Below are 15087 nucleotides of genomic sequence, written 5' to 3'. Positions count from 1 at the left end.
GAGAATCCAGAATGGAACCGGTACGAATCGGCATCGGCGGCCCGGTCGGCGCCGGCAAAACGATGCTTGTCGAGAAGCTGACGCGGGCGATGCATCGCCGCTTTAGCATCGCGGTCATTACGAATGATATTTATACAAAAGAAGATGCCCAATTTTTAATCAAACATAGCGTCTTGCCGGAAGATCGGATTATCGGCGTCGAAACGGGCGGATGCCCGCATACGGCCATTCGCGAAGACGCATCAATGAATTTTGCGGCCATTGATGAACTGAAACGGCGCCATCCGGATGTTGAGCTCATTTTTATCGAGAGCGGCGGCGATAACTTGGCGGCGACCTTCAGCCCGGAGTTGGTTGATTTCTCCATTTACGTCATCGACGTCGCCCAAGGGGAGAAAATTCCGCGCAAAGGCGGGCAAGGGATGATTAAGTCGGATTTGCTCGTGATTAATAAGATTGATTTGGCTCCTTACGTCGGCGCCAGCTTGGAAGTGATGGAGCGGGACGCCAAAGCGGCGCGAGGGGCGAAACCGGTCATTTTTACAAATTTAAAAGAAGAGATCGGGCTTTTTGACGTTGTGGATTGGATCGAAAAACAGGTGCTGCTGGCAGGGCTGGAAGAATGAGCTGGACCGGGCGTTTGCGATGTACAGCGGCCTTCAGAAACGGCCGCACCGTCATTTTGGACAGCTATAATGAAGGAGCGCTGAAACTGATGCGTCCTGTTTACCTCGACCCGGCTCATCCGACGTTATATCTTGTCCACGTCGGCGGCGGGTATGTCGACGGAGATGCATATGATATGGAAATCTTCCTCGAGCCCAGCGCCCGGTTGATGGTGACGACCCAGTCGGCGGCGAAAATCTACAAAACTCCTTCAACGCCTGTAAGGCAGTATACACGATTGTCACTTGGGGAGCAAAGCGTGCTCGAATATTTTCCCGACCCGACGATCGCCTATGAGCATGCGCGGTTTGTTCAAGAAACGACGGTGTACATCACGCCAAGCTCCACGTTTGTGTACGGGGAAATCATTACGCCCGGCTGGTCGGAAAGCGGCGAGCTGTTCCGCTATGATTGGATTCGCTCGAAACTGAAGGTGTATCAAGACGAGGCGCTCGTTCTGTTTGATCATCTGTACTTGGACTCGCGGCAGCACTTAACGAGCATGCTGCAGCTTGGCGGCTATACGCATGTCGGATCATTGGTGGCTCTTTCTCCGTTCATCACAAAGGAAGTGTTAGAACAGTTCAACCAATTCATGGAAGAGATGCCGCAAGAGGTTCGCTGCGGTTTTTCAGCGGCAGCCGTTCCAGGCTTTTCTGTACGTATATTGGCGTATGAAACATCGGCCATCGAAGCGATATTCCAACGCGTCCAACAGTTTATTCGCCAACAATGCGGTGAGAAAGCGCCAGTCTGCTGGAGGAAATATTGATAAGGGAAAGGATGAAGACAATGGGATCGATATGGCCTGTGCTCTTGTTTGGATTGTTGCTAGGAATGAAGCATGCGACCGAACCGGATCACGTCATTGCCGTTTCGACCATCGCCAGCCGGACGAAAAAACTGTCCCTTTCATCGCTGGCCGGCATGTTTTGGGGAATCGGCCATACGTTGACGCTGCTCGTTGTCGGGATGGCGATGATCGCCTTTGAGCGGCAAATTCCTGAACAGATTGCTTCTTATCTCGAAATGGGCGTCGGCATCATGATCGTTATTCTAGGAATTGCTAGTTTCCGTTCGACAATGAGGCTGGATCATCGTCACCAGGGCGATATTCATCATTTGCATGTGAAATCGACATTGATCGGCATCGTCCACGGTTTAGCCGGCAGCGCCGGAATGGTGTTGTTGACGATGACGACGGTCAAAGGAACTTGGATGGCGCTTGCTTTTATTTTGATTTTTGGCCTAGGAACGGTCATCGGCATGATGCTGTTCACAACGTTTCTCGGGATTCCGTTCGTTTGGATGAAAGCGAGACAGCAAGTCATGAATCAATGGATCGTGAAAACCGTTTCCCTCATCAGCATCGCCTATGGGGTCTATTACATGTATCATATCGCCGCCGAAATTTGACGCTCCTCGCGGCTGGCGTCATAGGTGGAGGAGTGTTCAAAACATAGAAAGAAGCACCGGTCTTGGGAGAAGGCCGGTGCTTCTTTTCCAATACGGCGTCATCGCCACTTCGTGTCACGCCAGTGGTTTTACAAGCAACAACTCATCTCGAATAGGAATGCCGTCAGGACTTGTTTTCGGAATGTTTGGCTTGATTTGTCGCGCCTTGTCGACAGCGTTGGGAAAGACGTTCACAATTTGATAGCCGCGCTTTTGATAGAAACGAAGGGCATGCAAGTTGTCGTTGGTAGTGATCAGTTGAACAGCGGTGCACCTTTGTTGTCTCGCCCATGTCTCCGCCTCATGCAAAAGGGCGCTGCCGATGCCGCGGTTTTCTACTAGGCTGTCTAATGAGATGATCTCGCATTCGTTTCCGCGAATCACAAACGTAATGAGCCCGACGATCCGAGATCCATTCTCAACAGCCGCAAATCCATCCAGTTCGCTGCAGTTATAGATGCCGGTCGAGACAACCATTTGCGGACTTCCCCAATGGTCAGTGAAAAACTGGTTGACCATGGCGCGGTTCAATTGTTTGATTGGAACGATGTTCAAGGCGGTCCTTCTCCTTTGTGCAGATGATGATTTTCACCCCAATGCATAAGACGTTCACTTCCGTGCGTGAGTTTGACACTCCGCACGCCTAAAGGCGTGGGATTCTTGGGTCGTTCGCGTCCTCATCCATTTCTGGTTCGGACAACGCCCAAATTCAGGGGTGTGTCATCACCCCGTCCCATCGGGTTAGGATGTACCCCAATGGGCGGCGCACCTGTGACCAGTGCGCTAGGTTAGACGGGGCTCGCTTTCATCCCACCCCTCAAGGAGTGGGCTTTTTCGCTCGCTGATCTGTAACAGGGAATGTCCACATCCGTCCTCCTCTTGTGTCAAAGGGCAGAGTCTTTTTGCATCATGGCTCGTTGAAACGATTGAAAAACAGCGAAGGAAATGAATGTTAGCACAATCCCTGCCATATATGGCAAACTGGACTTTAAGGTGAACAGCCAGCCGGCGATCGCCGGACCGCCGATGCGGCCGAGCGAATCGAACGAGGATAAGACGCCTGTTGCGCTTCCTTGGCCGTCCGCCGTATATTTCGTCAACAACGCGGAGACGCACGGGCGGATGATGCCGTTTCCAATGCCGAAAATCGTTAAATAGAGCGCGGCTGTCCAAAAGCTGTGAACGAATAAAATGAGAAAAAAGCCAACTGCTGACAGGAACAGCCCGAAACGAATGACAGCGCCTTCCCCGAATGAGCGGATCAGTTTTCCAAGCAACCCTCCTTGGACGATGGCCCTGCAAGCCCCATGATCATAAAGATGTAGCCAAGTTCCGTCGACGAAAGCCCCGCTCGTTCAGCGGCAAAATAGGCGAACGTCGCTTCAAGTCCGGCGAGGGAAAACGTGACGATGAGTTGCAATATGTATAGGCGGGCCAAAGGGCTTCGAAGAGCAGCCGTGAGCGATGGCCGTTTCCCCTGTGTGTTCGCTCGTTTTTCTCTCGGAAGCGACTCATGCAAGAAAACGAAAACGAATAGAGCGGTCAAGAGCGCCAAGCTGCCTGCCATCCAAAACGGAGCGGTCAAGCTCGTTTTGGAAAATATGCCGCCGATTCCGGGTCCGAAAATGAATCCAAGCCCAACGGCCGCTCCAATGATGCCCATTCCTTTGCCCCGGTCTTCTTCGGTTGTCACATCTGCGACATATGCCATAGCGGTCGGCATCGTGGCGGCGGATAAACATCCCCGATGATGCGAGCGGCAAACAACATCCAAAGTTTTGTCGCGACGGCGAGCAAGAAAAACGAAAGTGCTAAGCCAGAAATACCGATGAGCAACATCGGTTTTCGTCCATATCGGTCCGATAATTTCCCCCACATCGGCGCAAATAAAAATTGCATGAGCGAATAAACGGCCATCAACCAGCCGAGTTGTGTCGGGGAAGCGCCGATTTTTTCTGCGTAAAATGGAAGGACAGGGATAATGACGCCAAACCCGGCCATGACCAAAAACATCACGAGAAACAAAAGCGATAAACCGCGGCGATTGTCCATGATCATCATCTCCACGATATGGTTTGCCTCTTTCATCATAATGGAAAGACAGGCATTTTTCAAAGCAGATCGCACCTTGCTTGGCCATTCCGACAAGGCTGGGATCACTCCCGAATGTCATCCACAAACCATTTCCCTTCATCCCCATTGACAATGGAAGCGGTTTTCGCGAGACTGAAGGTAAACGGCAAACGGTTCGGCAAACAATGAAGTGGACTTTGGACCGGCATCCGCCAAGGGTGCGAAACGACAAACACGCATGGGAGAGAATGGTGCATGATGACCAAAAACGAAATCCAAAAGTGGGTAAAGGAATTCCCGCTGCTTGAAACGATCATGGCGGCCGAAGAGGTGTTTTGGCGCAATCCAAAATATCACGCGTTTGCGCAAGCCATTCAAACGATTCCTTTACGCGAGCGCGATGTCAAGGAGGCCGAAGAGCGATTGCGCCGCTTTGCCCCTACATCGCGAAGGCATTTCCCGAGACGCGAACGGCCCACGGTATCATCGAATCCCCTTTAGTCCGGATTCCGAACATGAAACAGCGTTTGGAAAAGATGTTTCAGACCAATATGGAAGGGGAGCTGTTGCTAAAATGCGACAGCCATCTCCCGATTTCCGGGTCGATCAAGGCGCGTGGGGGCATTTACGAAGTGTTGAAACACGCGGAAGATCTTGCGCTCGCAAACGGGATGATCGCCATAGGAGAGGACTATGCGGTCATGGCCAGCGAAGAATTCCGGCAGTTCTTTTCCCGCTATTCGCTTGTCGTCGGTTCGACAGGAAATTTAGGCTTGAGCATCGGCATCATCGGAGCGCAGCTTGGGTTCCGCGTCACCGTTCATATGTCAGCCGATGCGAAACAATGGAAAAAAGACTTATTGCGAAGCAAAGGGGTCACCGTCATCGAACATCTCACTGATTACAACAAAGTGGTGGAAGAGGCGCGAAGACAGTCCGCCGAGGATCCAACGTCGTATTTTATCGATGACGAGAACTCGATCCATCTGTTTTTAGGCTATGCGGTGGCGGCGTTTCGACTGAAAAAGCAATTAGAGGACATGAACATCACGGTTGATGAAAACCACCCGCTCTTTGTATATCTTCCTTGCGGCGTCGGCGGCGGTCCGGGTGGGGTGACGTTTGGGCTGAAGCTCGTGTACGGCGATCATGTCCATTGCTTTTTCGCTGAACCGACGCATTCGCCTTGCATGTTGCTTGGGTTGATGACAGGACAGCACGACCGTGTGTCGGTGCAAGATTTTGGCCTCGACAATAAGACCGAAGCGGACGGGCTGGCGGTGGGCCGGCCGTCAAGGTTGGTGGGGAACATGCTTGAGAACGTCATCAGCGGCGTCTATACGGTGGATGATGCGACGCTGTACCGCTTGCTCGCGGCGATGGTGGAAACGGAGGAAATCTATTTAGAGCCGTCCGCCTTGGCGGGGGTGGCGGGGCCTGTTCGGCTGTTTCGTGATTTGGCGGGGCAAACGTACGTAGAGGCAAACGGTTTGAAAGAAAACATGAAAAACGCCGTCCATATTGGCTGGGCGACGGGCGGAAGCATGGTGCCAAAGGATGTGATGGACGCTTACTATCGGGAAGGCGTGCGGATTGAAACCATGACAGGCAACCGTTTTTCCGGAGGGCGATAAGCCCCCTCCATTCGATGGAGTTTTGAAACGAATGCATAAAGTGTTGGAGGGATTCGATGAAAACCGAAAAAGAAAAGATGGTGGCGGGACACTTGTACAATCCCGCTGATCCGGAGCTCGTCAAGGAGCGGGAGCGGGCGCGGCGGCTCGTTCGTTTGTATAACGAAACGTTGGAAACGGAATATGAAAAGCGAACCGCTCTGCTCAAAGAACTGTTCGGTTCAACGGGAGAACGACTGTTTATCGAGCCGAACTTCCGCTGCGACTACGGCTACAACATTCACGTCGGCGAAAACTTTTTTATGAACTTTGATGGCGTGATTTTGGATGTATGTGAAGTGCGAATCGGCGACCATTGTTTTATTGGTCCTGGTGTGCACATTTATACGGCGACTCACCCGCTCGATCCGCACGAACGAAATTCCGGGTTGGAGTACGGAAAGCCGGTTGTGATCGGCCATAACGTCTGGATCGGCGGGCGGGCCGTCATCAACCCGGGCGTCACGATCGGCGACAACGCTGTCATCGCCTCAGGGGCGGTCGTGACAAAAGATGTCCCCGCCAACGTGGTCGTTGGCGGAAACCCGGCGAAAGTGATCAAATGGCTCAAATAGCCCAAGGCCGCGTCCCGCGCAAAGCATGTGCGGGGCGTTTGGTTGCATTATCCTTCTTTGTTACGCCCACTGCACTGCCACCGCCCGAACAGGCGAACCGTCGCAGCCAGGCAAGGAAAGAGGAAGGGCAATAATATACGGGTCATCAAAATCGATTCGCTCGAAGTTCACGAAATTTTCTCCGATCACCCCGTTGACGCCAAGAATAAGTTCGTGGGCGCGGAACGACGAGCCGTCCGGCGGGTCGATGTTGAGCGCGTCGATGAAAAACGTCCGCACGCCTCGCTCCAGCATCGCTTCAATCACCTCCGGCGCAACGTACGGATGGGAAAAATACCGCTTTGTTCCGGCGTATTGCGACCAGCCGGTATGAAACAATACAATGGTTCCCGGCGCCAGCTTCGGGATATACGGAGCGGCATCGGCCATCGTCACCGCTTCGCCTTCCGCTTTCCAGGTGGCACTGATCACGACGCCGCGGCCAAGAAAATACGTGAGCGGCATGTCATCGAGCCGCCAACCGTGTTCGCAAAAGTGAAACGGCGCATCCACATGCGTGCCGCTATGCGACCCAAGCACCAAGCGGCTGACGTGATAGCCGTCTTGGGCGAACGTCGCCGCCGGTTCGATTTTCGGCTTCGGATCCCCCGGGTACACCGGAGTTTGGGCCGTGATCGGCATGGTGAGGTCGATGAGTTTTTGGATGATCATGTTCTCGTCATTCCCTCCAAATCCATTGTCGGTAAAGGTCGATTCGTCGTTCGTCCATCATGGTGTAAAAGTGTTTCTTTAACGCTTGGCGTTGATTTTGATCGATCATAGCGTGTACGAGCTCTTCCCGTCCATTCATGTTGGCTGCGGCTATTTTCCTTCCATCCGGCCCATAAATAGAGGATAAACCAAAGAAATGGAAAGAAGAAGACGATCCAATTTGATTGCATGCCGCCACATAAACCGTGTTATCGATCGCTCGTGCCATGGCGAATTTTTGAAACGGTGCATGAAAGGGAGATTCCCAAGCACATGGAACGAGAAGAAGCTCGGCTCCATGAACCGCTAAGTATCTTGCTAGTTCCGGAAAAGCCAAGTCCCAGCAAATCATTAGACCAATGCGGCCGAGTTCTGTATCCACCAGCACCGGCTCGGCTCCTTTGGAAAACCAGGCTTTTTCAAAAGGATTCAAATGGATTTTCCGGTAATTTCCGATACATTGTCCATTAGGATCGATCAACATAAGAGAGTTGTATAGATTTCCTGTATGGTCTTTTTCAACGTACCCGTAGGCAAGATACAATTGAAATGTTTGGGCGAGTTGGCTCATGTGTTGGAATGCAGGACCGTCCCATGTCTGGGCCGCCTCTTTTAGCATTTCTGACAGTACGTAACCAGTGGTGCAAAGTTCCGGGAACAGAAGAAGGCGAACATTAGGGAACTTTCGTTTGCACTCATGGATGATCGTTTCTATTTTGGCCAAGTTGGCGCCAATGTCGCCGTCGGCCGGCATCATCTGCGCCAATGCGATGTCAAACGATTGGTTCATATCATCCCTCCAAGTGAGTGGGAGATTCAAGCTCGACTGTATTCGTGCTCGCAGATATTTGGTTTGTCCATTTCATCAACCCCCAGTAAACAGCTCCCGATAAAAGAAACGTCAGCATGGTGGAGCCGACGGCAAGCGGATGAATGTACGTAAAATAATAGGCGAAGACAGCTCCAACGATATAGGTGATGTAGGCGGCGATGTTGACTCCTTTTTGATAACGATATTGACCTTTTGTGTCGTACAAAATATCTTCTGCGTCGTATACCCCTTTTTTGATCAAAAAGTAATCAACGAGCACAATCGCAAACACAGGAATGAACAACGTGGCAATCAGCATAATGAAGTTAAAGAAATGGGACATCAGCACTTCTTTCAGCAAGGCGCCAAGCGTGCAAATCACTCCCATGATCAACGTCGGTTTCCAAAAGCCTGCGCGCGGGAAGACATTCATGAACGACATCGTGGCGCTGTATAATGCCATGACATTGGTCGAGAGTACAGAAAAGAACACAACGATGGATGCGATCAATCCAAACCCGTAAGCCGCAAGGAGAATCGTTGGATCATACGTCCGTTCCATGTTCGAGGCGATGCTGAAGCCGCTGACGACAGCGCCGAGCCCATTGCAACAATGGAAGCGACCAGATAGCCAAAATACGTTCCCCAAAAACCGCTTGTTTCGGAGCGGCAGTTGCGGTTGAAATCGCAAACCGTCGACATCCAAGAAAAAGCGGTGGCGATGACGATGTCAAAGGCGATAATCGTGGTGATGGATGGATGTTCGCTCAATTTCATTTCGACTAGTGTCGAAATGTCATAAGTCGTAAAAATTTTATAAAAAACAAGGAAAGATAAAATCAACATGGCAATCGATATATATTTTTCGATTCGTTCCACCCTCGGTGGCCAAAAATCGTAATGATCACAACAAGAAGTTCCGTCAAGATGACAAATAGGTTGATATTGCTGTATCCAGTGGCGTAATGGACGGCATAATTCAGACTAAGGCCAGCCATATAGGCTTGAATCCAGCTCCAGCCGATTAAAATGATCGTGTTGACAAGGGCGGGAAGGATGGCGCCTTTTTGTCCAAAGGCCGCTCTTGTGATCACCATTGTAGGGAGACCGGTGCGGATGCCGATGTTTCCAGTAAGGGCGAGCGGAATGGCGCCGATCGCCGAACCGACAATAATCGCCAGCATGGCGTTGGAGAAGGAAATGTCAGGAACAAACATCATCCCCGTCATGACCGTCGTAATCACCACATTCGCCGCAATCCAAAGAGTAAACGTGCTAAAAAAATTCATGCTCCGTTCGTTCATCGGGGTCGGCCGAATATCATCATGACCAAATCGTTCTGTCCACTTCATAAGGATTCTCCCTTCTTGATTTTCTATTTTAAATATTCAGAATAATAAACTTGCACCGATTTCGTCCTTAGGACGAAATCAGGAGTGCGATGAATACCATCCGAGTGGTTTGCCATGTTGGCTGATGTTCACATGCTTTGTTTCCGTAAAAGCAGCGAATCCTTGCGGTCCAAGCTCTCGGCCGATTCCGCTTTGTTTCAATCCTCCCAAGGGGCATCGACATAGGGAGTGTGATAGCTGTTAATCCAAATCGTTCCTGCTCTCAATTTCCCGGCGATTTGTTCCGCCCGTTCGAGATCGCGGCTGAATAGGCCGGCTGCCAGACCGTATATGGTGTCATTCGCCAACTTGATCGCCTCTTCATCATGTTCAAACGGTTGTACGGTTATGACCGGTCCAAAGATTTCTTCTTGGACGATGCGCATATCTTGACGGACATGGGCGAAAACGGCAGGAGTGAGATAATACCCCAGTTCTTTAATTCGTTTTCCTCCCTGCAGCAGTACTCCTCCTTCCTGCAAGCCGATCTGGATATACGTTTCCACTTTTTCTAAATGTGAGGAGCTGATTAACGGCCCCATCTCCGTATGTTCCGCGAAAGGATCGCCAATGCGGAGGGAAGCTAGTCTTTGGGTCAGCTGATCAAGAAACGAATCATAAACGCGTCGTTGAACAAGAATTCGCGAAGCAGCCACACACACTTCTCCTTGATTGAAGAAGGAGGCAAACAACGCCCACTCGATGGTGCTGGCAAGATCCGCATCGTCAAAAATGAGCAGCGGGGATTTTCCGCCAAGTTCCAAAGATACTCGCTTCAAACGGCGAGCGCCTTGTTCGTAAATCCATCGTCCGGTTTTCGTTCCGCCGGTAAACGATATTTTTTCCACATCAGGGTGTGTCACCAATGTTTCTCCAACCGGCGAACCGCCTCCAGGAACAAGATTAAACACGCCTGGCGGGAGACCGATGGAATCGATCAGCTTTGTCAGTTCGATGAACGATAACGGAGTCAGTTCTGATGGTTTAAATACCACTGTATTTCCCGCCGCAAGCGCTGGAGCCAGTTTCCATATTCCTAACAAGAGAGGAAAATTCCAAGGAACAATCAACGCGCATACCCCGATTGGCTCCTCAATGATTTTGCTTGTCGTGCCATCGGTTCTTTTTATTTCCTCGATGGCCCGTTGTTCAACAAAATCGGCGTAGTAACGAAGGCATTGGATTGAATCGCTGACATCGAGGCGCGACTCGCGAATCGGTTTTCCTGTATTCAACGTCTCGATCGAAGCGAATGTTTCTGCGTTTTGTTCCAACAGGTCCGCTAATTGGCGAAGCGCAGCGATCCGTTTTGCTGGATTGAATGGCCAATCGGTATATTGAAAAGCATGACGAGCTGCTTGGATCGCTTCTACGGCTTGTTGTTGGGATGCTTCATTGATTTCTATAATGATTTCCTCATTCGCGGGATTGATGACCGGTCTTTTTTTTCCTTCTCCTTTACTCCATTTTCCGTTGACGTATATCATGGAAGATTGCTCCTTTTCGGCAAGATGGTTTTATGGCGTTGTCGCCGTGGATAGACGGTTAGCCTGCGCCCGCCTTTTCTTTAGCGCCACAAGCGTGATCATTTCATATATAATGGCAGACGCCAATACGGCTGTCATTTCCCCGCTGTCATAAGCAGGCAATACCTCGACGAGATCAAACCCGACAATATTTAACCCGTCAAGCCCTCTTACGTATTCTAATGCCTCATAGCTTGTCGGTCCGCCTACTTCCGGCGTGCCTGTTCCAGGAGCGAATGCCGGATCAACAAAGTCAATGTCATAAGAAACGAAAACCGGTCTGTTTCCGACACGTTGATGGATGCGGCGCATGACTTCCGAAAAGCCGATTTGCCGGACTTCTTTCATCGGAATGACTTCAAAGCCAAGCCGTCGTGCGTCCTCGAGATCATCCGCGCTGTAAAGCGGTCCGCGCATTCCGACTTGAATGGAATGATTGACATCGAGCAGCCCTTCCTCGACCGCGCGGCGGAACGGCGTGCCATGCATATATTTTTCTCCATAGTAATGGTCCCATGTGTCGCTGTGTGAGTCAAAATGAACGAGGGCGACGGGACCAAAGCGTTCGCAAAAAGCCCGCAAGTGCCCCAATGTAATGGAATGGTCGCCGCCCATCAGAATCGGAACGATGTTTTTCTTTAACAATGGCCGCAGCTCTTCGACGATGCGATCATATGTGCGGAGCGCATTGCCCGGGATGACATCAACGTCCCCGTAATCGACGCCAGAACAATAGGCAAAAATATCGATATCCATGTCGGGGTTGTAAGGGCGCAACAGGACGGAAAAATTGCGAATGTGTTGCGGACCATACCGTTGTCCCGTCCGATTCGAGGCTGCCGTATCAAACGGGACGCCGAGCACGACAAAATCAACGTTATCTGTCGTTTTGATTGGTTCTAACCGCATAAAGGTTCGAACGCCGCAAAAGCGGGGCGATTGGGAAGAATCTTTCGGTTTATACATGTCAAGACCTCCTTGGGCAGTGAAAAATAGTTTGTGATATTTAGAAGCAAAAAGTATGCCAAAAAGGGGAAGTAGACAAGAAATACGCAAGCAGGGCTGTTTTGACTGCCATCCTTGCTTGCGTATGTTCAAAAATGAGTGAACACTTGATTCAAAAATGAATCTTAATTCGTTTTTGAATCAATACCATACTTTTTCAGCTTTCGTACGACCGTTGGCTGGCTGATGCCAAGATAATCAGCCATCTCGTATGTTGTTTTGCACTGTTTGACGGCGCGCAGGAGCCATTGCCGTTCCACTTGTTCCATGGCTTCTTTTAATGTCGACGGTTCGTTCCGTTTTTCCAACGATTGATGGATCACCTCTTGATGTTTCTGGATCGAAAAAGGGAGATATTCCGGATAAATGGCCCTCGTTTCAGAAGTAATGACTAACCGTTCGATCATATTTTCCAGCTCACGCACGTTGCCCGGCCAGTCGTACTGAACGAGATGGTCGACGATGGACGGATGGAAATATTTATCCATCTGGTATTTTTCGTTGAATTTTTTCAAAAAGTATTGCGCCAGCATGAAAATATCTTCTTTTCTCTCGCGCAAAGAAGGAACATAAATCGGAATCACATGCAAACGATAAAATAAATCTTGGCGGAACTTCCCTTGCTTCACCATCTGTTCTAGGTTCTGATTCGTCGAGGCGATCAGACGAAAATCGACCGTTCGTTCTTTAATGCCTCCAACGCGTATGACTTTTTTCTCTTGAAGCACTTTCAGCAGTTTCGCTTGCATCGAAAGGGGAAGCTCACCAATTTCATCAAGGAAGAGAGTCCCTTTGTCGGCCAATTCGATCAGCCCCGGTTTTCCTGTTTTTTGCGCACCGGTAAAGGACCCTTTTTCATAGCCGAACATTTCCGATTCAAACAACGATTCAGGAATGGCGCTGCAATTGACCTCAATAAACGGTTCGTTTCGCCTTGGGCTATGGAGATGAAGGGAACGGGCGAATACGTTTTTTCCGACTCCAGACTCGCCGAGGAAAAGAACCGTCGCATCCGATTGGGCCACGCGGTGCACGAGCTTCCAAATTCGTTCCATCGCCTTGCTTTGGATGACGATATGGTCCGGTTTCAACTCCTCGATTTCCATTTGATAATGTTCCATCTGCTTTCTCAGTTTTTCATAGTCTTCTTTTAAACGCTCCAGTTCTGTTAAATCGTGGGAGAAACTGATCACCCGGACAAGGCGGTTTTGTTGGTCAAATACCGGCACTCCTGTCGCCATGACAACCCGGCCGGTGGCGGTTTGCTGCATCAATTGAACCTCTTTTTTCTCCCGCAATACTCTGGCTGTAACGGAAGGGCAAAAGACGTTTTCTTTTTCTAATTGATAGACCGATTTTCCGACTAAATAAGAGGCGTCCTTTCCGTATATGGACAAGCAATTCGGGCTGGCGCGAAGAACGATCCCGTTTTCGTCTGCGATGACAATATTGTCGTTCGATGATCTCAATATCGCATCCAACTCGAATTCCAACACATCGGCTGTACGTTGCATACTTTCCCTCCTAGCAGTCTGTCAGCGCTTCTATTACTAACTTTATCTAAAGAAGAGAAAAAATCCTCTTTCTTTGTCATATGATTTTCCGTGAAGTTTTTGGCATGTTGTTTGCATGTATGAAAAAGTGAATCATGACATAAGGAACGGAGGAAAAAAGATGAAGGCAAAAACAAAAAAATATATCCAAGTCAAAACAGCGATTCCGGGACCAAAAGCAAAGGAGCTATTAAGAAAAAAAGAAGAGAATGTTCCGCGGGGGCCGTTTCACACCGTACCGACATTTGGGGTAAAAGGAGAGGGGGCTCTCTTAACCGATGTGGATGGAAATACGTTTATCGACTTGGCTGGGGCGATTGGAAGCCTCAATGTCGGCCATTGCCCCCGAAAGTGGTGGAAGCGATCCAAAAACAAGCGGAGCAGTATATTCATCCATGTTTTCACGTTATGATGTATGAACCGTATGTCGAATTGGCAGAGACATTGAACCGCATCACGCCAGGGAATCATTCGAAAAAGACCTTCTTCTTGAACAGCGGGGCAGAAGCGGTCGAAAATGCCGTCAAAATTGCCCGAAAGTATACTGGGAGAAGAGCCATTCTCTCCTTTGAAAGAGGATTTCACGGACGGACGCTGCTGGCGATGTCGCTCACGAGCAAAGTCAAACCCTATAAATTCGGATTCGGCCCCTTTGCGCCCGATACGTACAAACTGCCTTATCCATATTATTACCGAAAGCCAGCGGGCATGACCAACGAGGAATTGGACGCCGAGCTTTTGCGGCGGCTTGAGGATTTTTTCCTCTCCGACGTTCCGGCAGAAGAGGTAGCCGCAATCATTATGGAGCCTGTACAAGGGGAGGGCGGGTTTATTGTTCCGTCGAAAACATTTGTTCAAGGGGTCAAACGAATTTGTGAAAAATACGGGATTTTGTTTATCGCCGATGAGATCCAGACGGGATTTGGACGAACGGGGAAGATGTTTGCCATTGAACATTTTGATGTGATCCCTGATTTAATCACCATGTCCAAGTCGATCGGGGCAGGAGTGCCGATTAGTGCGGTGACGGGAAGAGCGGAAGTCATGGATGCACCCAACCCGGGAGAAATCGGCGGGACGTACGGAGGCAGCCCGCTCGGCTGCGTGGCCGCTTTGGAAGTGATTCGCATGTTGCAACAAGAACAGTTGGTTGAACGGGCCAATGTCATTGGACAAATCGCCATTGATCGGTTCAGACGGCTGCAGGAGAAATACGAGACGGTCGGGGATGTTCGGGGGCTCGGCGCCATGGTGGCCGTTGAATTTGTCACTGACGCTAAGACGAAAACACCGAATAAGGAGTTGACGGCCGCCATTTTGCGAGAATGCCATCAACGGGGGGTCATCGTCATGGGTGCGGGCCTATACAGCAATGTCATTCGTCTGTTAACGCCGCTTGTCATCACAGATGAACAGCTGGAGGAAGCATTGGATGTCATCGAAGAGGTTATTGCCGAATTGGCATGATTAGTGTCCTGACCAAACTACTCATGAAAACTTCGCTATGCAGTCGAATTTTGGACCGTGCCACCTTTTTGTGGCGCGGTTTTTTATTGAGATTGACCACTTTTACCACGAGAGAATGTTTTTGAAGGGAGAACAATCCGTA

11 protein-coding genes and 4 pseudogenes are annotated in these 15087 nt (G+C 50.1%); 7 read left to right on the top strand and 8 right to left on the bottom strand.

Translation table 11 applies throughout. From position 1 onward, the window contains the following. The first annotated feature begins 11 nt into the window (after positions 1 to 11). Genes ureG through A0V43_RS07160 form a run of 3 tightly spaced genes read left to right on the top strand, consistent with a single transcriptional unit; the run spans position 12 to position 2082 of the window. Entirely contained in the window at positions 12 to 626 is a 615-nt protein-coding gene (gene ureG / locus A0V43_RS07170) for an urease accessory protein UreG (protein ID WP_013523944.1), read from the top strand. After that, positions 623 to 1438, top strand: a complete 816-nt coding sequence (locus A0V43_RS07165) for an urease accessory protein UreD (RefSeq protein WP_063192742.1) — start codon at positions 623 to 625, stop codon at positions 1436 to 1438. The genes ureG and A0V43_RS07165 overlap by 4 nt, the downstream gene beginning before the upstream one ends. 20 nt (positions 1439 to 1458) lie before the next feature. Next, on the top strand, positions 1459 to 2082 hold the full coding sequence (locus A0V43_RS07160) for an urease accessory protein UreH (protein WP_063192741.1): 624 nt from the start codon (positions 1459 to 1461) through the stop codon (positions 2080 to 2082). Positions 2083 to 2196: 114 nt separating this feature from the next. Here A0V43_RS07160 and A0V43_RS07155 read toward each other — a convergent pair whose 3' ends face one another. Both A0V43_RS07155 and A0V43_RS07150 read right to left on the bottom strand, forming a co-directional pair. Then, positions 2197 to 2676, bottom strand: coding sequence for a GNAT family N-acetyltransferase (locus A0V43_RS07155; protein WP_063192740.1), 480 nt, complete (start codon positions 2674 to 2676; stop codon positions 2197 to 2199). 329 nt (positions 2677 to 3005) lie between these two features. Further along, positions 3006 to 4173, bottom strand: a pseudogene (locus A0V43_RS07150) (MFS transporter). A 276-nt stretch (positions 4174 to 4449) separates the two neighbouring features. Between A0V43_RS07150 and A0V43_RS20385 the strand changes: the two are divergent. The 3 genes from A0V43_RS20385 to A0V43_RS07140 are packed head-to-tail and all read left to right on the top strand — an operon-like array spanning position 4450 to position 6442. Further along, a complete protein-coding gene (locus A0V43_RS20385; RefSeq protein WP_236931047.1) occupies positions 4450 to 4695 on the top strand; it encodes a hypothetical protein in 246 nt (81 codons plus the stop codon). After that, on the top strand, positions 4617 to 5828 hold the full coding sequence (locus A0V43_RS07145) for a D-serine ammonia-lyase (protein ID WP_236931025.1): 1212 nt from the start codon (positions 4617 to 4619) through the stop codon (positions 5826 to 5828). Before A0V43_RS20385 ends, A0V43_RS07145 begins: the two co-directional genes overlap by 79 nt. 56 nt (positions 5829 to 5884) lie before the next feature. After that, a complete protein-coding gene (locus tag A0V43_RS07140) occupies positions 5885 to 6442 on the top strand; it encodes a sugar O-acetyltransferase (protein ID WP_063192739.1) in 558 nt (185 codons plus the stop codon). Between the two features lie 60 nt (positions 6443 to 6502). Here A0V43_RS07140 and A0V43_RS07135 read toward each other — a convergent pair whose 3' ends face one another. From A0V43_RS07135 to A0V43_RS07110, 6 genes and pseudogenes are all read right to left on the bottom strand, one after another. Then, entirely contained in the window at positions 6503 to 7153 is a 651-nt protein-coding gene (locus A0V43_RS07135; RefSeq protein WP_063192738.1) for a cyclase family protein, read from the bottom strand. Positions 7154 to 7160: 7 nt separating this feature from the next. Next, the gene (locus A0V43_RS07130) at positions 7161 to 7982 is read right to left on the bottom strand and encodes a carbon-nitrogen hydrolase family protein (RefSeq protein WP_063192737.1); all 822 of its coding nucleotides are present in this window, start codon (positions 7980 to 7982) and stop codon (positions 7161 to 7163) included. A 1-nt stretch (position 7983) separates the two neighbouring features. Beyond that, a pseudogene (locus A0V43_RS07125) lies at positions 7984 to 9355 on the bottom strand (purine-cytosine permease family protein). A gap of 78 nt (positions 9356 to 9433) precedes the next feature. Then, a pseudogene (locus tag A0V43_RS07120) lies at positions 9434 to 10881 on the bottom strand (aldehyde dehydrogenase family protein). Positions 10882 to 10911: 30 nt separating this feature from the next. After that, positions 10912 to 11886: an agmatinase gene (gene speB, locus A0V43_RS07115; protein WP_013523934.1), complete on the bottom strand. Its 975-nt coding sequence runs from the start codon at positions 11884 to 11886 to the stop codon at positions 10912 to 10914. Between the two features lie 164 nt (positions 11887 to 12050). Continuing rightward, positions 12051 to 13439, bottom strand: coding sequence for a sigma-54 interaction domain-containing protein (locus A0V43_RS07110; protein ID WP_013523933.1), 1389 nt, complete (start codon positions 13437 to 13439; stop codon positions 12051 to 12053). Between the two features lie 160 nt (positions 13440 to 13599). Between A0V43_RS07110 and gabT the strand changes: the two are divergent. Continuing rightward, a pseudogene (gene gabT / locus A0V43_RS07105) lies at positions 13600 to 14945 on the top strand (4-aminobutyrate--2-oxoglutarate transaminase). The last annotated feature ends 142 nt before the right edge of the window (positions 14946 to 15087 follow it).

The organism is Geobacillus sp. JS12, assembly GCF_001592395.1.
Taxonomy (GTDB): Bacteria; Bacillota; Bacilli; order Bacillales; family Anoxybacillaceae; genus Geobacillus; species Geobacillus zalihae.
Note: the sequence above shows the minus strand (reverse complement) of the source record. Positions and strands in the feature narration are given on the sequence as shown.